Here is a 20,357-nt window from a genome sequence, read left to right on the forward strand (position 1 = left end):
ACCGCCGCAAGCATCCACAAAGTAAGGAAAAGCAATGACCGTCATTACCGAAACCAAGCTCCAGTTCGCCAAGCTCGGCTCCCGCATCGGGGCTGAAATACGCGGACTGGATATCAGCGGAGACCTCGATCCCGTGACAGTGGCCCAGATCCGGGCTGCGCTCAACCAGCACAAGGCCCTGGTGTTCCGTGAGGCCAACATCCTCACCGATGAAGCGCAGGTGAAGTTTGCCTCGCACTTTGGCCCACTCACCAAGGCCCATCCAACGGTTGCCTCGGTGGAAGGTGAGGAGAACGTCCTGCCCGTTGACAGCGAAAACGGTTCGGCCAACAACTGGCACACGGACGTCACGTTTGTGGTCAACCCGCCGCAGGCATCCACCCTGCGCAGCATCGATCTTCCTGCCTACGGTGGCGAGACGTTGATTGCTTCCTCGGCCGGTGCGTACCAGGACCTTCCGGAGGAGCTTCGCACCTTCGCGGACAACCTGTGGGCCATCCACACCAACGACTACGACTACTCGGTGCCAAAGAACCTGGAACACAGCAATGCTGAGGAACGCCGCAAGGAGTTCACCCGCCTGAAGTTCGAAACCGCACACCCCGTGGTCCGGGTCCACCCGCTGACCGGCGAGCGCGGATTGTTTATTGGGGGCTTCGCGCAGCGGCTTCGGATTGTGGGTTTGTCCAACACCGAATCGAAGGACATCATCCGTCTGCTGCAGGCGTACGTGACGCGCCCGGAGAATGTGGTCCGCGTGAACTGGGAGCCCAACCAGGTGGTCCTGTTCGATAACCGCATCACGCAGCATTACGCCCCGGACAACTACGACGGCCAGCCCCGCAAGCTCAACCGGGTGACCATTGCCGGCGACATTCCAGTGGGTATTGAGGGCAAGGCCAGCCAGGCGATCCAGGGTGATTCGAGCACGTACTCCGTGGTGGCTCCTGTGGGCCTCGACTCGTAGGCGCCCCCCATGTGTTGCTGTCCGCACCCAACTGAGTCGCAGTTAAGCGCGTTTTGAGTCCTCATATCGCGCACAACTGCGACTCAGTTGGGTTAAGTGTCAGGGGAGGTTGTGCCCGCGGGCGGCCGTCCACAGGCCATACCATTCAGCCCGGGTCATGCCCTCCGCCACGGTTGCGGCATCGGCGCAGGCCCGGATGCGGGCGGGGTTGGTGGTTCCCACCACGGGAGAGATGCGGGCCGGATGGTTCATGAGCCAGCCCAGCAGCACCGCCTCGGGAGTTGTGTTCTTCTCGGCGGCAAGCCCCGCGAGCATCTCCGCGGCAGCTTCATCGGCAGGATCTTGCGTGTCGGCTCCCGTGTACCTGCCTTGTGCCAAGGACCCGTAAGCCTGCAGTTCAATCCCCCGGCCCATGCAGTGCTCCAACGTTCCGTGCGGGAAACTGTGATCCAGCCCCTCCGCGTTGTTGACAAGCACTGTGCTTTCCAGCCAGTCCCGCCGCAGCAAGCTCATTTCCAGCTGGTTCGCCACGATGGGTGTCTCCAGCTCATCCTGCAGGTAGGCGATCTGCGCACCGGACATATTGGACACACCCAGTTGCCGCACCTTGCCTTCCGCCATTAACTGCCCGACGGCGGCCGCCACCTCGCGTGGGTCCATCAAGGGATCGGGGCGGTGCAGGAGGAGCACATCCACGTAATCGGTCCGGAGCCTTGCCAGGCTTTGGTTGACCCGTTCAAGAATGGCGGCCTTACTGAGGTCGTAGTGCGTTTCGAGCCCCCGCTCCCCCAGCCTGATCCCGCACTTGGTCTGCAGCTGGATTTTGTCGCGCAAACCCTGCGAACGGGCGAGGACTTCACCAAAGACGGCCTCGGACTTCCCACTGCGGTAGATATCCGCGTGGTCGAACAACTCAATGCCGATGTCCTGTGCGGCGTCAATCGCCGCAGCTGCCTGATCGATGTCAGCGGATCCATAGGACGTTCCGTCCCACGGCCCACCCAGGCCCATGCAGCCGTAAATGAGGCGTCCCCGCCCGTTCGCAGCAGTCACGCGGTCAGGCCTTGTCCAGGATCCACACCGTGGTGTCAGAAGGCAGCTTGCCGTCCTCCAACGGGCCGCTGGCCACCAGGACGTCGCCTTCGGGCAGAGCCACGGGCTCGCTGCCGAAGTTCGTCAGCGTGTGCCAGCCGCCGGGGCGGCTGAAGTGCAGCACATCCGGGTTGCCGGTCTCCACCCAATGAAGTTCCTCGGCGGTCTGCAGCTCGCTGCGCAGCCTCAAGGCTTCCCGGTAGAGCTCCAGGGTTGAACCTTTGACGCCTTCCTGCGTGGAGACTGCGTAGTTGGCGAACCACTCCGGTTGGGGCAGGTGGGCGTTGCCGGATCCGAAACCGAAGGAGGTACCGTCCGGTGTCCACGGCAGCGGTACACGGCAACCGTCGCGGCCGATCTCAACGCCCTTGTTCCGGAAGAAGGAGGGGTCCTGGCGCTCCGAGTCGGGGATATCGGTGACTTCCTGCAACCCGAGCTCTTCGCCCTGGTACAGGTACGCCGAGCCGGGCAACGCCAGCAGCAGCAAGGACGCGGCGCGTGCCCTGCGCAAGCCGAGTTCGACGTTGAGCTCATCCGCAGGCGCGCCTGCCAGCAACCAGCCCTTGCCGTCCTGGCCCTTGGGTTCCCCACCGGTGAGATCCTGGGCTGCGTTGGTTCCCTGAGCCACGGAACCGCCCTTGGGCAGGCCGTAGCGGGTGGCGTGACGGACGACGTCGTGATTGGAGAAAACCCAGGTGGAGGACGCTCCGGATTCCTGGGCCGCCGCCAGGTTGTCCGTGATGATCTTCCGGAACGAGGCAGCATCAAAGTCGGACTGCAGAAGGTCGAAGTTGAAGGCCTGGCCGAGGCCTTCCGGACTGGCGTAACGGGCACGGCGTGACTCGTGGACCCACGCTTCCGCTACCGCGGTACGGGGCGGCGTGTACTCGTTGAACAGCTTGCGCCACTCAGCGTAGACCTCGTGGACTTCGTCGCGATCCCAGAACGGGTGCGAGCCGTCAGTGAAGCCGTCGGTCCCGTGCGCCTTGGCCGCAAGGTCCGCCTTCATGGGCATCGGCTCGGAAAGATCTTTCGCCATGCCGTGGGCAACATCGATGCGGAAGCCGTCAACGCCCCGGTCCGACCAGAAACGCAGAGTCTTCAGGAAGTCCTCGCGGATCTCCGGGTTCTCCCAGTTGAAGTCCGGCTGCTCCTTGGCGAAGATGTGCATGTACCACTGCCCCGGCGTGCCGTCCGGTTCGGTGATGCGCTCCCAGATGGGGCCACCGAAAACAGAATCCCAGTCCGACGGCGGCAATTCGCCGTTCTCGCCACGGCCATCGCGGAAGATGTAGCGCTCACGGGCAGCAGAACCCTTGGGCGATGCCAGCGCTTCCTTGAACCACTCGTGGCGGTCTGACGAGTGATTGGGAACGATGTCCGCCACGATTTTGATGCCAGCGGCGTGCAGTGCTGCCGCCATCTCGTCAAAGTCCTCCAACGTGCCGAGCTTCGGATCCACGTTGCGGTAGTCATCGACGTCGTAGCCGCCGTCCGCCAGCGCCGACGGGTAGAACGGGCTCAGCCAGACGGCGTCGATCCCCAGTTCCTTGAGGTAAGGAACCTTGGCAGTGATGCCCTTGATGTCGCCGAGGCCGTCGCCGTTGGCGTCATGGAAGCTGCGCGGGTAGATCTGGTAGACAGCTGCCTGGCGCCACCAGTTGGGGTCTGCCATGCGCTCAGCGTCGGTACGATGTGCCTGCGTAGTGGGGGTACTCACGAAACTCCTTTGATTTAGAATCTAAATTTATGTTCCGGTCCAGTATGAAACGGCCGGAGGTTGAAGGTCAACAGGGCTAGCCCTTCACCGCGCCCTGGGTAACGCCGGCCATGACCCACCGTTGCGTAAACAAATACGCAACAATCGCGGGTGCCATGGCCATCAAGTAGGACGCAAAGGACACGTGGTAGTTATTGCTGAACTGGGTCTGGAAGAGGTTCTGACGGACAGGCAGTGTTTGCAGTGCCGGATCGGAAATAATCAGCGACGGCATCATGAAGTCATTCCAGGCGTAAAGGAAGGCGAAGATGCCCACGGTTGCACTCATCGGCGCCAGCAAGGGAAAAATCAGCTTCCAGAAGGTCTGCCACGTGGTGGCGCCGTCGATCCTGGCGCTCTCCTCCAACTCCATGGGAATCGACCGCAGAAAAGCCGTGAACAACAGGACACTGAAGCTCAACTGGAACATGGTGGCCAGCAGGATCACGCCCAACGGATTGTCCAGGCCCAAACGGCCCGTCAGCTGGATCTGCGGCAGCGCCACTACTGGGAAGGGAATGAACATTGCCCCCAACAGGTAGAAGAACGAGTACCGGAACAGCCTGCGTTCCCAGTTGCGGACAATCGCGTAGGAGGCGAAAGCCGCCAGGATGATGGTCGCGGATACCGTGCCGGCGGTGACCAGCAAGGACATGGCAGCACCCACCGGGAAGTTGGTCAGGGTCCAGGCCTGCACAAAGCCGTCCATGCTCAATGGTGCCGGGAAAGAAAAGGCATTTCCATCCACGGCCTGGCCCTGCGTCTTGAACGCCATGGAGATAGTGACGTAAAGGGGCAGGAGCACTGTCACTGCGCACAGAACCAGAATGGTGGTGGCGGACCAGTTCACCCGCTCCACGGTGGAACCGGACTTGCCGGGCGACGCCGGCTTGGTGGAGGTGGACGTTGCTGTGCGCTCGGTGGAGGTGGTCTTGCCGGGGGTCAATTGGTTGGTCATCACAGTGCATTCCGTCCGCGTGTCAGCGAAAGCTGTACAAGAGAGATCACGATTGCCACCACGAAGAAGATCGTGGCATTGGCCATTTGGTAGGCGTAGTCGCCGCCATTGAAGCCCGAGATGACGGTCATCGCGATGCTTCTGGTTGAGGTTCCCGGGCCACCGTTGGTCAGCCCGACGATGATGTCGTAGGCGTTCAGGAAGCCCTTGAAGCCAAGAATGATATTGATGACCACGTAACCGGAAACCAATGGGAGCGTGATCTTGACCAGCTGCTGGAACTTGCTGGCGCCGTCGATCTCCGCCGCCTCATAGACGTCGCCGGGCACCGCAACGAGGCCGGCAATATAGATCAGCAGCGCCCCCGGCACAGCCTGCCAGGCCGTGACCAGCACGATGGCAACCCAGGCAAAATCGGGATTGGCCAGCAGGCTGCTCTCCAGCCACGGGATTCCGGCCGCGGCGCCGAGCGATGGCAGCGAGTTGGAAAACAGGAAGTTGAAGACGTAGGCGATGATGATGCCGGACACCACCATCGGAATCACAAAAATGGTGCGCAGCGCGGACTTCATCCGGATCCGGGAGGTCAGCCCCACCGCCAGGAGGAAGGCCACCACGTTGACCGCGATGACTGTGACGATGGAAAACCCGAAGGTGAACAGGTAACTCTGGAGGATCGCGGGATCGCTGAAGATCGCGATGTAGTTGGTCAGGCCCACAAATTTCCAGTCACCGATTCCAATGGAATCCGTGAAGCTGAAAAAGATGCCGACGATGCCCGGGACGGTGATGGCCAGGGTGAACAGGACCAGGCTGGGTACCAGGAAAAGGTAAAAAATGGGCTCGACCCGGCGCTTGCTGCGCCGCTGCCCGGCGGTGGTGGAGGATGTGGTGATCTGGGACATGGTGATGACTCCGTGGTCCGGCACTACTGGCGGAAAGCCAGGCGCGCCCAATCTGCGTCGAGTGTATTGAGGGTGGACTCCGGCGTTGCGCCGAAGATGAGTGCCTGCGTGTAGTTCATGATCGGGATGGTCTTTGGCACCAGGACGGATGGTCCCTGATACACACGCGAGGCGTCGTAGTACTGCACCATGCCCTCAATCCGGGGATCCGGGACCACCGCTGAGTCCTTGGTGGGGGCGAATCCCAGCTGCGACTTGTTGTAGGCCTCAATAACGTCCGGCTGGTAGAGGTACTCCAGGAAGTCCCGCGCAGCTTCCTTGTGTTTTGATGCTTCCGGGATCCATGCCGCGAGGTCCACGTTGACGCGGACGCGCAGGTCCTGGGGATCCTCGGTCATCGGCAGGGGAAAAGTACCGAGCTGCAGATCAGGGGCCGTTTTGGCGATCTCGCTGAAGGCCCATGGTCCCTGCAGGTACATTGCAGCCTTGCCTTGGGAGAAGGCCAGATTACCGTCACCGTAGGCCCTGCTGGCAGCGTCTTTGTTGACATACGTCGAGGCCAGTTTGAGCATCTTGGCCACGGGCTGCTCGAAGTCCTTGCGGAAGGAAACCGCGGACTCCGGTCCCACACCCGTGCCTTCCGCCGCAAGTTTGTCGAAGAAGTCCAGGGTGTCCACCTGGCCGCCAACGGAGTAGTCGAACCAGCCCTGGGCTATGGTCCAGTCGTCCTTCCATGTGGCATAAAAGGGCGTGACCCCCGCAGCCTTCAATTTCTCGCAAGCTGCCGTCAGCTCGCTCCACGTGGTGGGTATCTTGATGTTGTTGGCGGCGAAGATCTCCTTGTTGTAAATGACCGAGGACGCCATCACGGAGTACGGGAGCGCGCTGGTCCGGTCCTGATAGGAGCCGTACTGGTCCATCAGGGGTTTGAGGTCCTCACGGATGCGGGTGGCAGCCCCGGTATCGGAAAGATCACTCAGGGCACCGCGCTGGACAAACCGGGACGTCTCCATGTTGTAGTTGGCCAAGGCGATGTCCGGCGGGTTGCCCCGAACAAAGCTGGCCGAGACCACGTCCACGCCGGAGGTGTCCAGGACAACTTCGGTGTTGCTCTGCGAAGCGTTGTACTCCGCTACCAGCTTGGTCATGAAGCCGATAGCTTCACGTTTGCTGAAGGTAAAACGGATGGTTTCCTTGCCTTGGCCCCCGGTGCACCCCGTGAGGAGGCCGGCCAGCAATGCCAGCGCCAGCCCAAGGGTCACCGCCGCCCGGCGTTTCTTGCGTGTAGGTTTCACAGACTCCGTGGTCCTTTCGTCATGCGGACCCCAGTGGCCGCCGTGCCCTGCCCCGCGGCACGTGAGCGCGGAGAAGTTTAGATAGGATGTAAATTTATAACCTGTCGATAATGGTGAGTGATCCGCGCCACAACGTCAAGCCTTTCCGTGAAATGCTTCGTCATCTAAATTTATGGACTAAATTTAGAGGGATCGTTCCATCGCTCCCGAAGGACGAACCAAAGAGTCTGGAGTTCCCCATGCTGACTGGGACTGCACCTTCCACCCAGCTGGTGCGCCGGGTCAATGCCGGCGCGATGCTCAAGGTGATGCGCGGGGCCGGTGTGCTCACTGGCACCGAACTGATGGAGGCCACCGGACTCTCGCGGGCCACGGTCATCTCGATCTGCGATGAAATGGTGCGGCTCGGGTGGTTGCAGGAATTGGAGAACCAGCGCGGTACCGGCGAGTACGTCAAAGGCAGGCCGGCCCGCCGCTTTGTCTTCAACGTCGATGCAGCCAGCGTCCTGGGTATCGACATTGGCGCCACCAAAATCACCACGATCGTGGGCGACATGGCCGGAACGGCACTGTCGCAAGTCACCATGCCGTTCCGTACCGATACCATCGCGGCCGACGAACGCGCAGACGTGGTGGGCCGCATTGCGGCGGAAGCCCTCAAAAAGGCAGGAGTGGAGGCCGATTCCGTCCTTGCCGTATCGGTAGGAGTCGCCGCCCCGGTTGGCCGTGACGGTGACGTCCTCACGGTCCAAAAATTCTGGCAGTCCTTTGATGTCCGCCGGGTGATCTCGGAACGCTACGGCTGGCACGTTCTGCTCGAAAACGACGCCAACCTTGCTGCCCTTGCCGAACGCTGGAAAGGCGCCGCCACGGGCGTGGACAACCTGGTGGTCATGCTTGCTGGCGACAGGCTGGGTTCAGGTGTGATGGAGTCCGGCCGGCTGCTCCGCGGCCACCTTGGCGGATTCGGAGAGCTTGGCTACCTCAACCACCTGGACGGGGTGGGCGACACCTACGGCATAGCCCACTACGCCACGCTCTGGGGCCGGGAAGCACTGGCCTCGAAGCAACCGACGTACCTCAAAGACCTCAGCGGGGGGGATCCATCAGTGCTGACGGCAGAGATGGTGTTCCAAGCTGCTGCTGAAGGAGACGGGGCCGCCCTTGGCATCCTCGACCGGCTGTCACAGCGCATGGCACGGGCGGTTGGAGCCATCAGCACCTTGGTAAATCCGGAACTCGTGGTCATTGCCGGCGGGGTGGCAGCGTCAGCCAACGCACTGCTGCCGGCCATGGAGCAAGCGCTTCCGGACTTCACGCACACTCCCCCACGCCTGGCCACCTCTCCCCTCGGCGACGGGATAGTCTCCCTGGGCGCAATCCGGCACGCACTGGACTACGTTGAAGAGCATGCTTTGGACCTTTACCCGGCATCGCTGCCGAAACACGGGGCAGCCGGCAGGCAAGGTACCTAGTCCGGCATGGACATGGTCCGGAGATCCAACTGCCGAAGCACGCGGTCTGCCACCTCGGGATCAGTACCCGGCTCGTTACGGGCTGAGACGACTTCCTGGCGGGCGGCGTCCAGGGCGATGGTTTGCACTGCAATGGACAGCTCGCGTCCGCGCTTGCGTTTCTCTGAAGCTGTCTCGTTCTGCAGGGTGCCATCCAGCAACTCAGCGTGAAGGCGGCGCATCTTCTCCTTGACCAAGGCCACCTTCTCCGGCGGCAGCTCCTTCATCAGGTCATGGTCCTTCAACGCTGCCACAGCCGCGGACTGCGCCCTCCTGGCCAGCACGCGTGCGGCCTCCTGCTCATGGGAGCCATCTTCCGTTGCTTTGAGCACCCTCATGAGCCACGGCAGCGTCAGTCCCGGCAGCACCAGCGTCGCCAGCAGTACGGCACACGCAATCACCAGGATCTCGTGACGCGCAGGGAAGTCGCTGCCATCGGGAAGCGTAACGGGCAAGGCGAGGGCAAGCGCCAATGTTGCCAGGCCCCGCATACCGCACCACGTCAGGATCAGGACTTCCTTGGGCGAGGTCGGCAGGAGGTTCCGGCGTCGCCGGGCCGTCAATGACAGCAAGCCCAACCACAGGAACCGGACAGCGAAGACCAGCACGCAGATCACCACAGCCATGCCGATCATCCCGAAGATGGCAGTACCCTCGTCACGAATCACGTGCCGGATCTCGAGTCCCACCAGGCCGAACGCCAAACCCGTGGCCAGCAGCTCCACCACATCCCAGAAGGCTGTCTGCGTGATGCGTTCAGCAGCGTCCTGCGGACGCGTGTGGCGTTGAAGCTCCAACGCCGTGACGACGACGGCCACCACACCTGAGGCGTGCAGCTCTTCCGCGAGGATGTACGCGGCGAACGGGACCACCAGGGTGATGGCACTGCGCGCCACCATGGAGGTCACCAGCTTGGTGATGAACCGGGTCAACCAGCCCATGGCTATGCCGATCAGGATGGCCAATGCGGCACCAATGATGAACTGGGGAATGACGCCGGGTCCGACTTCCTTGCCTGCCACGGTGGCAGCAACAGCTGCCTGGAAGATCACGATAGCTGCGGCGTCGTTGAACAGTCCCTCGCTTTGAAGGACCGTGATGAGCCGGCGCGGCATGTGCACCCGGCCAGCAACGGACTCCACAGCCACCGGGTCCGGGGGCGCCACCATGGCGCCGAGGGCAATTGCTGCGGGAATTCCGATTCCCGGGATCATCAGCCACGCGGCGCCCGCTACCACCGCGGTGGACACCACCACCAACGCAACGGCCATGAGCAGCAGTGTCCGCCACCGGACACGGAAGACCGCCCACGAGCTCTTCTGCGCGGTCGCGAAAAGCAACGGCGGCAGGAAGATCGGCAGGATCAGCTCAGGGGAAATTTCGAATTCCGGGAACCCCGGAATGAACGTCAGGGCTACAGCCAGCAGCAGCATCAGCACCGGGTACGGAAGCTTGAGCCTGTCTCCAAGGCCCACGGCCACCACAGTGGCCAGCAACAGTCCAATGATGAGCGCCAACTGATCCATAATCCCGCTTCCCCAGATATTTCGAGTCTCTCCGCCGGGAGAACCCGAAAAAGATCCCTACCAACATATCGCGGAGGTCAGACAACAAAAGATCTGCGCATCACTGCTCAGTTGTGCTGTCACTCACCCGGCTGTCACTCGCCCGTCAGGGCATCCACCACGTCCTGGCTGCCATCCTTGAACTCAATGGTCCTGCCGATGGTCCCGGGCAGTTCCAACACCGCTGCTGCCACCAACGCGACGTTTCCGCGCGAGGTGCCGGTCTCCTTGGTATCTGCCGGGTCCGGCTCGATCAGGCCGCTTGCAGGGTCTTCCGTCAGGGTACCCGGGCCCAGGACCGTCCACTCAAGGTCCGTGCCGCGCAGGTAGTCGTCGGCCGCTGCTTTGGCCTCTGCGTAGGCAAAGAAGGAGTTGTCCTCCGGAACCCCATGGTTCTTGCTTGCGCCCAGGTAGGACACCATCACGTACCGCTTGACGCCAGTCTGTGCCGCTGCGTCCATGGAACGGATGGCGGCATCACGGTCCACGGCGTAAGTGCGCTCAGGACTGCCCCCGCCGGCCCCGGCCGACCAAACCACAGCGTCGTGCCCACTGAGCGCAGAGGCGAGTTCCGCCGTCGTCGAGTTTTCCACGTCCAGTACCTCGGCAGATGCGCCGGTATCGGTGACATCCGATGCGTGGTCCGGGTTGCGGATGTAGGAGGTGACGTCGTGCCCTTCGTCACTGAGAATGCGGGAAAGGTGCAGGGCCACTTTGCCGTGGCCGCCAATGATTGCGATTCGACTCATGGACCCATTCTGTCCCAAAACAAAAGACCCCGCAGAAATTCTGCGGGGTCTTGCCTTTGTAGCGGTGGGGAGGCTCGATCTCCCGACCTCACGATTATGAGTCGTGCGCTCTAACCAACTGAGCTACACCGCCACGGATGAGAAAAGCCTGCGCAAGCCGGTCAAAACCGCCTTGACGCAGGCCCTCATCCAGAGCCCCCCACCGGAATCGATCCGGTGACCTCGTTCTTACCAAGAACGCGCTCTACCACTGAGCTAGGGGGGCAACGAGTAAATACTCTACCGGACGTTTTCAGAAGCTACAAATCGGCGAAAAAAGCGGCTGAAAATGCTCCGACACAATTGGCGAACCACCGGAAAATATGATCCATTCCGGGCTTTTTCGGACCCATCCGGGCCCCGGTGCACCCCAACGGAATCTCGACAAAGGAGAGGTTAAACACATCAGGGGGCCGGCGTGGAAGCCGGCCCCCTGATGGGAACTACTACTCAGTGGTCAGCCACGAGGGAGTGTTTACCACTTGCCCTTGCGGTTGAAGTCGCGGTGGCCGCCTTCGCCACCGCTGCGGGGCTTGCGTGCGCCGTCGCCGTGGCCACCAAAGCGGGAGCCGCTGGCCTGGCCGCGGTCGCGGTCGCCGAAGCTGCCTGCCGTGCGCTCGGAACGGTCGCTGTAGGTGCGTCCGCCCCGGTCAGCGGAGGACCGCTCGCCGTCGTTCTTGCGGAAGTCCTTCTTGAAACCGCCGTTGCCCTTGAAGTTGCCACCGCCGCGGTTTTCGCGGTCGCCGTAGCCACCACGTCCACCGCCAGTGGAGCCGCCGCGTTCGCTGTTTGGCCTGCGGCCGTTGTCCAGCTCGAGGTGGATCAGTTCGCCACCAATGCGGGTGCGGGACAGAGCGCGCAGCTGCTCGGGGCTCAGGTCTGCCGGGAGCTCCACCAGGGAGTGGTCCGAGCGGATGTCGATGCCGCCGATCTGTGCGGACGAGATGCCGCCCTCGTTGGCAATGGCACCCACGATCGATCCCGGCATGACGCGCTGGCGGCGTCCGACGGCGATCCGGTAGGTTGCATTGCCCTCGGTGAGTGCGCGGGTCGGGCCACGGGAACCGAAGCCGTCCTTGGCGCGCTCACGCTTCTGGTACTCAGGAGCTGCGGGCAGTTCCTTGACCAGGAGGGGCTGACCACCCTGGGCCATGACGGCCAGGGCTGCGGCGATCTCGGCAGCCGGTACGTTGTGCTCTTCCTCGTAGGAAGAAATGAGGTCGCGGAACGCTGCAACATCCTCGGACGCCAGGGTCTCGGTGATGCGCTCGGCGAACTTGCCAAGGCGCAGGGTGTTCACGGTCTCGGCGGTGGGCAGGTGCATCTGCTCCACCGGCTGGCGGGTGGCCTTCTCGATGGAACGCAGCAGGTACTTCTCACGCGGCGTCATGAAGAGGATGGCATCACCGGAACGCCCTGCACGGCCGGTACGGCCAATACGGTGGACGTACGACTCGGTGTCGTGGGGGATGTCGTAGTTGATGACGTGGCTGATGCGCTCAACGTCAAGGCCACGGGCCGCGACGTCGGTGGCAACCAGAATGTCGATGCGGCCTTCCTTCAGCGCGTCAACAGTGCGTTCGCGCTGCTGCTGCGGGATGTCGCCGTTGATGGCGGCAGCCTGGAAGCCCCGTGCCTTGAGCTTGTCAGCCAGGTCCTCGGTAGCCATCTTGGTCCGCACGAAGGCGATAACGCCGTCGAACTCTTCAACTTCGAGAATGCGGGTCAGCGCGTCCAGCTTGTGCGGGCCCATGACCTGCAGGTAGCGCTGGCGGGTGTTGGCGCCGGTGGTGGTCTTGGACTTGACCGAGATTTCCGCCGGGTTGTTCAGGTACTGCTTGGACATGCGGCGGATCTGGCCCGGCATGGTGGCAGAGAACAGGGCAACCTGACGGTCCTCGGGGGTCTGCTGGAAGATCTGCTCAACGTCATCGGCAAAGCCCATGCGCAGCATCTCGTCGGCTTCGTCCAGCACCAGGTACTGGAGTTCGGACAGGTCCAGGGAACCCTTGGCGATGTGGTCGATCACGCGGCCGGGGGTACCAACAACAACCTGTGCACCGCGGCGAAGGCCGGCAAGCTGCGGGCCGTAAGCCGAGCCACCATAGACCGGGAGAACCGTGAAGTCATCGATGTGCTTGGCGTAGGAGGTGAATGCTTCGGCAACCTGGAGGGCCAGTTCACGCGTGGGAGCCAGGACCAGCGCCTGGGTCTTGCGGGAGGGACCGTTGAGGTCGTGGAGTTCGGCCAGGCGGGACAGGGCAGGAACAGCGAACGCTGCGGTCTTGCCGGTACCGGTCTGGGCCAGGCCCACTACATCGCGGCCCTCAAGGAGCAGCGGGATGGTGGCAGCCTGGATGGGAGACGGCTTCTCATAGCCGACATCCTGGAGTGCGGCCAGGACGCGGCCGTCGATGCCGAGCTCGGCAAAGCGGATGCCTTCTTCGTCTTCCTCGCCCTTGGAGGCGGGAGCGTCGGTGGAGGCGGGGGCTGCAGTCTCGGCTGCAGCAGTCTCGACGGGGGCAGCGGCAGCAGCCGGTGCTTCGGCTTCGGCGGGAGCGGTGGTCTCGGCTTCTGCGGAGACGGTGTTCTGTGCGTCGAAGTCTTCGTTGAGATTTTCGGTCATAGGGGGAAATTCCTCATCCATAGGGCAGTCGGCGCGACCCGGTTGGGCTGGCCGCAGTACTCGTCGCGAAATGACAGAACATGGTGCCCTGCTTTCGCAAGAAGTCCGGCGCTATCGCAATCCCATGGCAGGACTTCCCGCTGCATCTCTTGGCTGCTATCCCAGCAGTCTGTACAGCGTTTTCTTTAGCCGGCTCTCCCTATGAAAATGCCCGCTCACATTTGCGGGCCCCAACACTTACCAGTCCTGCCTCAAGAATTGGGCAGGATAAAGGGATTTCCGGAGTGGGGGATATTTCAAGTGTAGGGCAATGGGCCGCACCACCGCGAGTTAAGATCCGGTGAGCTTCTTCACATTTGCCTTGGTGCCTGCCACCGCTCGCTTGGCTGCCCGTTACAGCCCGTTGCGTTGGAGGACCCTGGCGAACTTCACGTGGTACTCGTCCTGGAGCCGGATCTCTCCATCGGCCTCGGCATCCAGCAGGGTTTGGACCATGGCGGGAGTCGGCTCACTGAACCATTGGCCCACGGTAATTCCATGGGACGGCACGAAGGTGCGGTGGATGTGGTCCCCCGCAGAGATATTCCCCGTTGTGATGACCCGCAGATAATTGCCCACCCTCCCGGCCTGGGTGAACCTTTTGACCCACTGCTGCTCGCCGATGGCTCGTTGGAAGGTGGCACACGGGGTCCGGGGCGATGTCACCTCGACCTCCACGTCCAGGCCAATCCGCCACCGCTCACCGATCACGGCACTGGTAGTCCCGAGACCGGAAACCCGAAGATTCTCGCCAAAGAAGCCCGCAGCCAACTCCCGACCCAGTTCACCGGACCAGTAGTCGGCATCCGCCTGTGAGTACGCGTACAGCGCCTGGTCGGGGCCGCCGTGATGGGCGCGGTCAGCCTGCACATCCCCGTGGAGCCCCAGTTTGTGGACCTTCACCGGCCCTTCAACCGGACGCTTGTCTATGGCCGTCACTCCAACATTCCCGGAATCGGGACGAAGCTGGTGGACACGGCACACGGCAAGGACGGAAGCGGGGTTCATGGGAACAGTGTACGAGTCAGGGATCGAACCGATAACCCATACCTGCCTCCGTATGCAGATGCCGTGGCGCCGCTGGGTCCCGCTCCAGCTTCCGCCGCAATTGGGCAATATAGACGCGCAGGTACTGGGTCTCTTTGGCATAGGCCTGCCCCCACACCTGGGTGAGGATCTGCTGCTGGCTCACCAGCTTGCCCTTGTTACGGACCAGCAATTCCAGGATGTTCCACTCCGTGGGAGTCAGGCGGACCTCGGCACCGTCCTTGACGATCCTTTTACCGGCAAGGTCCACCACAAAATCGGCCGTAGCCAACGTAGGCTCCTCGCCTTCAGTGACCGCGCGCCTGGACGCCACCCTCAGCCGCGCAAGCAGCTCATCCAAACCGAAAGGCTTCGTCACATAGTCGTCCGCACCGGCGTCGAGCGCTTCCACCTTGTCCTCGGAGGCATGGCGGGCGGACAACACGATGATGGGCATGCTGCTCCAGCCGCGGATGCGGCGGATGATCTCCACCCCATCCATGTCCGGCAGACCCAGATCCAGCACCACGATGTTGACGGGTTGTTTGGCAGCCGCCTCCAAGGCATCCGTGCCGTTGCCCACGGTCAGTGCCTGGTATCCGTGGGCCTGGAGCGTCACCTGCATGGCCCGGGCAATCCGTGCCTCGTCCTCCACAATCAGCACCATGGTCACAACTGCTCCCCCGTCCACAGCGGCAGTGTGAGCACCAACGTCAGCCCGCCGCCCGGCGTCGGCTCCGCCACCAGCGTTCCGCCCATGGCTTCGCTGAAACCCTTGGCCACCGCAAGCCCAAGCCCGATTCCGCCGGCGGCTCCCGGACTCCCCTGCGCGCCAACGCCCGGCACATCATCAAACCGTTGAAAAGGCTGGAACATGGTGAGGACCTCCTCCTGGCCCATGCCCCGCCCACCATCCACAATGCGGAATTCACTGGCAGGCCGGGCGCCCAAGGTAATGCCCGCGCCGGCACGGGCGCTCAGCACGACATCGGACTCAGGCGCATATTTCAGCGCGTTCTCCACGATGTTGGCCACAACGCGCTCAAGCATCCCCGCGTCTGCCTGAACCATCGGGAGGTTGGGCGGCAGTTCGTTCCGCACACGCTCGCGGGCAAGGCCGCGCAATGCAGTTGGCAAGACATCGGCCCAGGCAATGCCACGCAGCAAGGGATTCACGGCATCCGCCGTAATGCGGGACATGTCCAGGAGGTTGTCCACCAAATGGTCCAACCGGTCTGCATAGTCTTCGATGGTTTCCAACAACTCCCCCTCCACATCGGGCGGGAAATCCACATCCTCCTGCCGCAAGCTGCTCACCGCCAGTTTGATGCCGGCCAGTGGCGTCCTCAGATCGTGCGACACCGCACGCAGGATGGACGTACGCATCTTGTTGCCCTCGGCAAGCCGCACATTGTCCCGCCGGCTCTGCACCAACTGCTGCCGCTCGCGCACCGCCACCACAAAAGCGCCGAAAGCCGCCAGCATTCGCTCATGGTGGGGCGACAACGGACCGCCGCGGAGCAACAACGTGTAATGCGGATCGACGACGGCGGCATGGTCAGCGGCGCCGTGCGTCACCGGCGGCTGCGGGCCGGCGCTCGCCAGCACCCGCCAGCCTTGGGCGGAACCTCCGGCAGGCGTTTCCCGGCCCAGCGGCTGATCGCCCAGCAAGGTCACCGCGTCCATGCCCAGGGTGCTGCGTACTTTTTCCAGGAACGATTCGAGGCTTCCGTCCGAGCTGAGCATCCGCAATGCCAGTTCACTCAAGGCGGTGGCCTCGGCACCGGACCGGGCCGCTTCCTGCGCCCGGCGGCTGGCCAGCCCCACAGCAAGGGCGACCCCACACGCCACGGCCAGGAACACCACCAGCGTGAACAGCGTGGTGGGATCGGCGATGGAGAGGGAACCCACGGGATCCGCGGAGAAGTAGTTAAGGAGGAAGCTGCCCAGCACCGCGGCCACCACTGCCGGCCACAAGCCGCCAATCGCCGCAACGGCCACGGCAACCGCCAACTGCAGGAGCATGATCATGGCGAAGTTCCGGAATCCGGTCACGGAAACCATCAATTCCACCGTGGGCGGCAGCACTATGGCCAGGGCAAGCCCGGTTGCAACGCGCCCCCTGCCTATACCGCGGACGGTAGGCATCCGCAGCACCATACTGTCTCCGGTGTTGCTCTCTGCTTCAGGTGCCGCCATGGCTACATCCTTACACGCTGGCAGGGATGGGAAGTTGTCCCCATATGGGACTGTCATCAGTGCTTGTAGCGCAGACTAAGGGCTAGGCTTGCTCTGAGCATTCTGGTCCGGCGTGGTGCCGGGCACACCAACGGTCTATCCAGGGGGATATTCATGGGCCCGAAAGACAGCCCTGACGCAGCCGGAAACAACGGCGGCAGCAGGGACAACAACTCTGACTTTGATGCGGGCAACAACCCGCCGAAGCCCCCGCCCTGGCAGGTGCCCAAACCAGAGTTGCACCCCGAGCTGTTCGCCCCGGTGCAGGAGCCTGCACCGGCGCCCCCGCAGAACCAGCAGGGCAAGGCCAAGAACAAGGGCAAGCAGCGGCCCGTACCCGCCGGAGCGGCACAGACCCCCGGCCCGGGCAATGCCCCTGGCCAGCCCCTGCCCGTGGTGGACCCTTTCGCCAAGGAACGCGAACGCAGCTCCGCAGACGCTGCCAAAAAGAAGAAGCGCCTGCAGCGCCGCACCGTTGTGGTGGGCTTGGGTGTCACTGCCCTGTTGGCCGGCACCATCACCGCGATAGTGGCCAGCAACGAGCAGGAAGCCGATTATGCGCAGGTTTGTTTCAATGAGGAAACCGGCGAGCGCGTAGACGACACCCAGTGCAACAACAGCAGCTCTGCCGGCCGGAGCTCCGGGGCGTACGCGTGGTACTTCTACTCCCGTGGCGCCAGTGTGCCTGCAGTGGGCCAGAACAGGAGCTCCTACCCGAGCTACACCAAGAACGTGCCCACCGGCGCCAAATCCTCCACGGGGTACAGCACAAAGGGCGGTACCGTCAGCCGCGGCGGATTCGGCAGCAGCTCCAAAAGTGGAAGCTCGGGAGGCTAGGCGTGCGTCGACTCCCCTCCACCCCCCGGCCGGACTGGAAACAGAAGATAGAAGAGCAGGGCCTGGTTTTCTCCACCACCACCATGCCCGATGGCCGCAAGATCGAGTACTGGAACGAGTCCGCCTACTACGAGTTCACCGTGGACGAGGTGGAGACCCTGGAGCACACTGCCGAGGAAATGCACCTCATGTGCCTGGAGGCCGCCAAGTACCTGGCCACGGGCGCCATGGGCCACATCGGCATTGGTCAGCAGGCCCTGGAACTGGCCGGCGAATCGCTGCAGGCTGCGGACATGGACATTTACGGCCGGTTCGACTTCATCTATGACGGCCAGGGTGGGCCGGCAAAGATGCTGGAGTACAACGCGGATACCCCTACAGGGCTGCTTGAAGCTTCCGTGGCCCAGTGGTTCTGGTTGCAGGATGTTTTCCCGGACAAGGACCAGTGGAACGGCATCCATGAGGCTTTGATCCGGCAGTGGAAGAAGTTGCAGTTCCGTACCGGCATGAGCACCCTTCATGTGGCGCATTCAGAGGCCGAGGAATCCGGTGAGGACTGGATGACGGCGGCTTACATGCGGGACGTCGCCAGCCAGGGCGGATGGACCACCATCGGCATCAACATGTCGGACATCGGCTGGGATCCCAACCTGAACCGCTTTGTTGACCTGGACAACTTCATGATCAGCACCATGTTCAAGCTGTATCCATGGGAGCTGATGATGAAGGAGCCCTTTGGCCAGAGGCTCCTGCAGCGTGCCCATAATCCCCGGTGGGTGGAGCCTGCATGGAAGATGTTGCTCTCCAACAAGGCCTTGTTGGCTGCGCTGTGGCATCTGTACCCCAACCACAAGAACCTGTTGCCTGCCTACCTGGGTGATCCCGGGCCCCTCAAGGAATGGGTGGCCAAACCCCTGCACGGCCGCGAAGGGGACAACATCCGTATCCACGCCCCGGGCATAGAGATGGAGCAGCCCGGCGGCTACGGCCGTGAGGGCTGGTGCTTCCAGCAGTACCATGCCCTTCCTGACTTTGACGGGAACCACCCGGTCCTGGGCCTGTGGGTGGTGGACGGTGAATCCGTGGGCTGCGGCATCCGTGAATCGGACGGCCCCATCACGGACTACTTCTGCCGCTTTGTACCCAACACCATTGATGCCCCGGCGCCCGTCGCGCCGCCTGCTACTGCTTACGGAGCCACACTATGAGCACTGAAATCTCGACGCCGGGCGGCGGCCCTGCGGGCAGCGGCACCGATGCCGTCCCCTCCAAAGGTTTGCGCGCAGGGATCCTGGACCTGGGTGACTCCGTCATGCTGGGCCTGGCTTCCACCGCGCCGGTGTATTCGCTGGCAGCAACCCTGGGCCTCATTGTGGCCGTCAACGGCAACTACACTCCGCTGATTCTTGTCTTGGGCTTCATTCCCGTGCTCTTCATCGCCTACGCGTTCCGCGAGTTGAACAGCGCCATGCCGGATTGCGGCACCACGTTCTTCTGGGCCCGCAAGGCGTTCGGTCCGTGGGCCGGGTGGCTTGGTGGTTGGGGCGTTGCCCTGGCGGGTGTGGTGGTACTGGCCAACTTGGCGCAGATCGCCGGCAAATACCTCTGGCTGCTGATCGGTGACGGCTCCCTGGCGGACAACACGTGGTTGGTGACCGCCACCGGTGTCCTGTTCATCCTGTTCATGACGTACGTGAATCACCGCGGAATCCGTTTGGGTGAACACGTCCAGCGGACCCTGACGTACATCCAGTACATTTCCTTGGGCATTTTCGCAGTGGCAATCGTCTTCCGCATCGCCGGCGGAGCGCCCGAAGGCCAGGCCTTTGATTTCGAGTGGTTCAACCCTGCCGGCGCGTTCGCGGATCCGGGCGCAGTGGTTCACGGTGTGCTCCTTGCGCTGTTCATCTACTGGGGCTGGGACACCTGCCTGGCCCTCAATGAGGAAACCGAAAACCCCGGGAAGACCCCCGGCCGTGGCGCCGTCATCTCCGCCACCGTACTGCTGGCAATCTACGTTTCCGTTGCACTGCTGGTCATGATGTACGCAACCATCGGCACGGACGGGATCGGACTGGGCAACACGGCCAATCAGGATGACGTTTTCCTGGCCATGAAGAACGTCGTCCTGGGACCGTGGGGCTGGCTGATCATTGTGGCCGTTCTGGCCTCGGTGCTCTCGTCCACCCAGACCACCATCCTTCCGACGGCCCGCGGAACGCTGTCCATGGGCGTCCACGGAGCTCTTCCGCCGCGTTTCGGGAAGATCCACGAGCGTTTCCAGACGCCCGGGTTCTCCACCCAGATCATGGGCCTGGTAGCCGTGGTCTACTACGTGGCCATGAGCTTCCTGAGCCAGAACCTGCTGGCAGATTCCATCAGCGCCATCAGCTTGTTCATCGCGTTCTACTACGCCCTGACCGGGTTCTCCTGCGTGTGGTTCTTCCGGTCCACGCTCAAGGATTCTGCACGGAATCTCTGGTTCCGCGGCATCTTCCCGTTGCTTGGTGCGGTGTCCCTGACAGCTGCCTTCTTCATCTCGGCCGTGCAGATGTGGGATCCGGCCTACGGTGACACGCAAATCTTCGGCATCGGTGGGGCGTTCGTCAGTGGTGTGCTGCTGTTGGCCCTCGGCGTTGTGCTTGCCGTGGTGTGCCGCTTTGCTCCGTCCACCCGCGGTTACTTCACCGGTGAGCGCGCCGAGGTGGGTGTGGTCCGCGGCGAGTAGGCAGTGGTGGGCGCCTAGGA

General features: G+C 62.8%; 16 protein-coding genes and 2 tRNA genes. 5 read left to right on the forward strand and 13 right to left on the reverse strand.

Annotated elements, in window-relative coordinates:
- Window positions 1-34: 34 nt before the first annotated feature.
- Entirely contained in the window at window positions 35-967 is a 933-nt protein-coding gene (locus JOE60_RS13330) for a TauD/TfdA dioxygenase family protein (protein ID WP_167263627.1), read from the forward strand.
- Window positions 968-1,066: 99 nt separating this feature from the next.
- On the opposite strand, the gene JOE60_RS13335 is transcribed toward JOE60_RS13330, so the two are convergent.
- The 5 genes from JOE60_RS13335 to JOE60_RS13355 all read right to left on the reverse strand — a co-directional run bounded on the left by JOE60_RS13335 (window position 1,067) and on the right by JOE60_RS13355 (window position 6,976).
- A complete protein-coding gene (locus JOE60_RS13335) occupies window positions 1,067-2,020 on the reverse strand; it encodes an aldo/keto reductase (RefSeq protein ID WP_338112513.1) in 954 nt (317 codons plus the stop codon).
- Between the two features lie 4 nt (window positions 2,021-2,024).
- The gene (locus JOE60_RS13340; RefSeq protein ID WP_167263628.1) at window positions 2,025-3,779 is read right to left on the reverse strand and encodes an alpha-amylase family glycosyl hydrolase; all 1,755 of its coding nucleotides are present in this window, start codon (window positions 3,777-3,779) and stop codon (window positions 2,025-2,027) included.
- 76 nt (window positions 3,780-3,855) lie between these two features.
- Window positions 3,856-4,776 (reverse strand): carbohydrate ABC transporter permease, encoded by a 921-nt coding sequence (locus JOE60_RS13345; RefSeq protein WP_208381129.1) that lies wholly within the window; start codon window positions 4,774-4,776, stop codon window positions 3,856-3,858.
- A complete protein-coding gene (locus JOE60_RS13350) occupies window positions 4,776-5,681 on the reverse strand; it encodes a carbohydrate ABC transporter permease (protein ID WP_167263630.1) in 906 nt (301 codons plus the stop codon). The genes JOE60_RS13345 and JOE60_RS13350 overlap by 1 nt, the downstream gene beginning before the upstream one ends.
- 23 nt (window positions 5,682-5,704) lie before the next feature.
- Window positions 5,705-6,976 carry an extracellular solute-binding protein gene (locus tag JOE60_RS13355; protein ID WP_167263632.1) on the reverse strand — a complete coding sequence of 424 codons (1,272 nt, stop codon included), beginning with the start codon at window positions 6,974-6,976 and terminating at the stop codon, window positions 5,705-5,707.
- A gap of 239 nt (window positions 6,977-7,215) precedes the next feature.
- On the opposite strand from JOE60_RS13355, the gene JOE60_RS13360 reads away from it, so the two are divergent.
- Window positions 7,216-8,451 (forward strand): ROK family protein, encoded by a 1,236-nt coding sequence (locus JOE60_RS13360; protein WP_167263634.1) that lies wholly within the window; start codon window positions 7,216-7,218, stop codon window positions 8,449-8,451.
- Here JOE60_RS13360 and JOE60_RS13365 read toward each other — a convergent pair.
- The 8 genes from JOE60_RS13365 to JOE60_RS13400 all read right to left on the reverse strand — a co-directional run bounded on the left by JOE60_RS13365 (window position 8,448) and on the right by JOE60_RS13400 (window position 16,733).
- Complete coding sequence (locus JOE60_RS13365; RefSeq protein ID WP_167263636.1) at window positions 8,448-10,016, reverse strand: Na+/H+ antiporter; 1,569 nt, start codon at window positions 10,014-10,016, stop codon at window positions 8,448-8,450. The two genes, JOE60_RS13360 and JOE60_RS13365, sit on opposite strands and share 4 nt — an antisense overlap.
- A gap of 134 nt (window positions 10,017-10,150) precedes the next feature.
- Window positions 10,151-10,804 carry an SDR family oxidoreductase gene (locus JOE60_RS13370; protein ID WP_167263637.1) on the reverse strand — a complete coding sequence of 218 codons (654 nt, stop codon included), beginning with the start codon at window positions 10,802-10,804 and terminating at the stop codon, window positions 10,151-10,153.
- A 59-nt stretch (window positions 10,805-10,863) separates the two neighbouring features.
- Window positions 10,864-10,937, reverse strand: a tRNA-Met gene (locus JOE60_RS13375).
- A gap of 60 nt (window positions 10,938-10,997) precedes the next feature.
- Window positions 10,998-11,069, reverse strand: a tRNA-Thr gene (locus JOE60_RS13380).
- A gap of 249 nt (window positions 11,070-11,318) precedes the next feature.
- Window positions 11,319-13,469 carry a DEAD/DEAH box helicase gene (locus JOE60_RS13385; RefSeq protein ID WP_167263639.1) on the reverse strand — a complete coding sequence of 717 codons (2,151 nt, stop codon included), beginning with the start codon at window positions 13,467-13,469 and terminating at the stop codon, window positions 11,319-11,321.
- A gap of 393 nt (window positions 13,470-13,862) precedes the next feature.
- Complete coding sequence (locus tag JOE60_RS13390) at window positions 13,863-14,516, reverse strand: MOSC domain-containing protein (protein WP_167263641.1); 654 nt, start codon at window positions 14,514-14,516, stop codon at window positions 13,863-13,865.
- Window positions 14,517-14,532: 16 nt separating this feature from the next.
- Complete coding sequence (locus JOE60_RS13395) at window positions 14,533-15,207, reverse strand: response regulator (protein WP_167264193.1); 675 nt, start codon at window positions 15,205-15,207, stop codon at window positions 14,533-14,535.
- Complete coding sequence (locus JOE60_RS13400) at window positions 15,204-16,733, reverse strand: sensor histidine kinase (protein WP_167263643.1); 1,530 nt, start codon at window positions 16,731-16,733, stop codon at window positions 15,204-15,206. The genes JOE60_RS13395 and JOE60_RS13400 overlap by 4 nt, the downstream gene beginning before the upstream one ends.
- Window positions 16,734-16,886: 153 nt before the next feature.
- Here JOE60_RS13400 and JOE60_RS13405 point away from each other — a divergent pair, with 153 nt between their 5' ends.
- From JOE60_RS13405 to JOE60_RS13415, 3 genes are read left to right on the forward strand one after another with little or no spacing between them, the layout of a single operon-like run.
- The gene (locus JOE60_RS13405) at window positions 16,887-17,609 is read left to right on the forward strand and encodes a Tat pathway signal protein (protein ID WP_167263645.1); all 723 of its coding nucleotides are present in this window, start codon (window positions 16,887-16,889) and stop codon (window positions 17,607-17,609) included.
- Window positions 17,610-17,611: 2 nt separating this feature from the next.
- On the forward strand, window positions 17,612-18,817 hold the full coding sequence (locus JOE60_RS13410) for a glutathionylspermidine synthase family protein (protein ID WP_167263646.1): 1,206 nt from the start codon (window positions 17,612-17,614) through the stop codon (window positions 18,815-18,817).
- Complete coding sequence (locus JOE60_RS13415) at window positions 18,814-20,337, forward strand: APC family permease (RefSeq protein ID WP_167263648.1); 1,524 nt, start codon at window positions 18,814-18,816, stop codon at window positions 20,335-20,337. The genes JOE60_RS13410 and JOE60_RS13415 overlap by 4 nt, the downstream gene beginning before the upstream one ends.
- The last annotated feature ends 20 nt before the right edge of the window (window positions 20,338-20,357 follow it).

It is taken from the genome of Paenarthrobacter ilicis, from assembly GCF_016907545.1.
Taxonomy (GTDB): Bacteria; Actinomycetota; Actinomycetes; order Actinomycetales; family Micrococcaceae; genus Arthrobacter; species Arthrobacter ilicis.

What these genes read in the sequence shown, in the direction of transcription:
- JOE60_RS13330 (WP_167263627.1), top strand. Translation starts at nt 35, where the DNA reads ATGACCGTCATTACCGAAACCAAGCTCCAGTTCGCCAAGCTCGGCTCC.
- JOE60_RS13345 (WP_208381129.1), bottom strand. Translation starts at nt 4,776, where the DNA reads ATGACCAACCAATTGACCCCCGGCAAGACCACCTCCACCGAGCGCACA.
- JOE60_RS13350 (WP_167263630.1), bottom strand. Translation starts at nt 5,681, where the DNA reads ATGTCCCAGATCACCACATCCTCCACCACCGCCGGGCAGCGGCGCAGC.
- JOE60_RS13360 (WP_167263634.1), top strand. Translation starts at nt 7,216, where the DNA reads ATGCTGACTGGGACTGCACCTTCCACCCAGCTGGTGCGCCGGGTCAAT.
- JOE60_RS13365 (WP_167263636.1), bottom strand. Translation starts at nt 10,016, where the DNA reads ATGGATCAGTTGGCGCTCATCATTGGACTGTTGCTGGCCACTGTGGTG.
- JOE60_RS13370 (WP_167263637.1), bottom strand. Translation starts at nt 10,804, where the DNA reads ATGAGTCGAATCGCAATCATTGGCGGCCACGGCAAAGTGGCCCTGCAC.
- JOE60_RS13385 (WP_167263639.1), bottom strand. Translation starts at nt 13,469, where the DNA reads ATGACCGAAAATCTCAACGAAGACTTCGACGCACAGAACACCGTCTCC.
- JOE60_RS13390 (WP_167263641.1), bottom strand. Translation starts at nt 14,516, where the DNA reads ATGAACCCCGCTTCCGTCCTTGCCGTGTGCCGTGTCCACCAGCTTCGT.
- JOE60_RS13400 (WP_167263643.1), bottom strand. Translation starts at nt 16,733, where the DNA reads ATGGCGGCACCTGAAGCAGAGAGCAACACCGGAGACAGTATGGTGCTG.
- JOE60_RS13405 (WP_167263645.1), top strand. Translation starts at nt 16,887, where the DNA reads ATGGGCCCGAAAGACAGCCCTGACGCAGCCGGAAACAACGGCGGCAGC.
- JOE60_RS13415 (WP_167263648.1), top strand. Translation starts at nt 18,814, where the DNA reads ATGAGCACTGAAATCTCGACGCCGGGCGGCGGCCCTGCGGGCAGCGGC.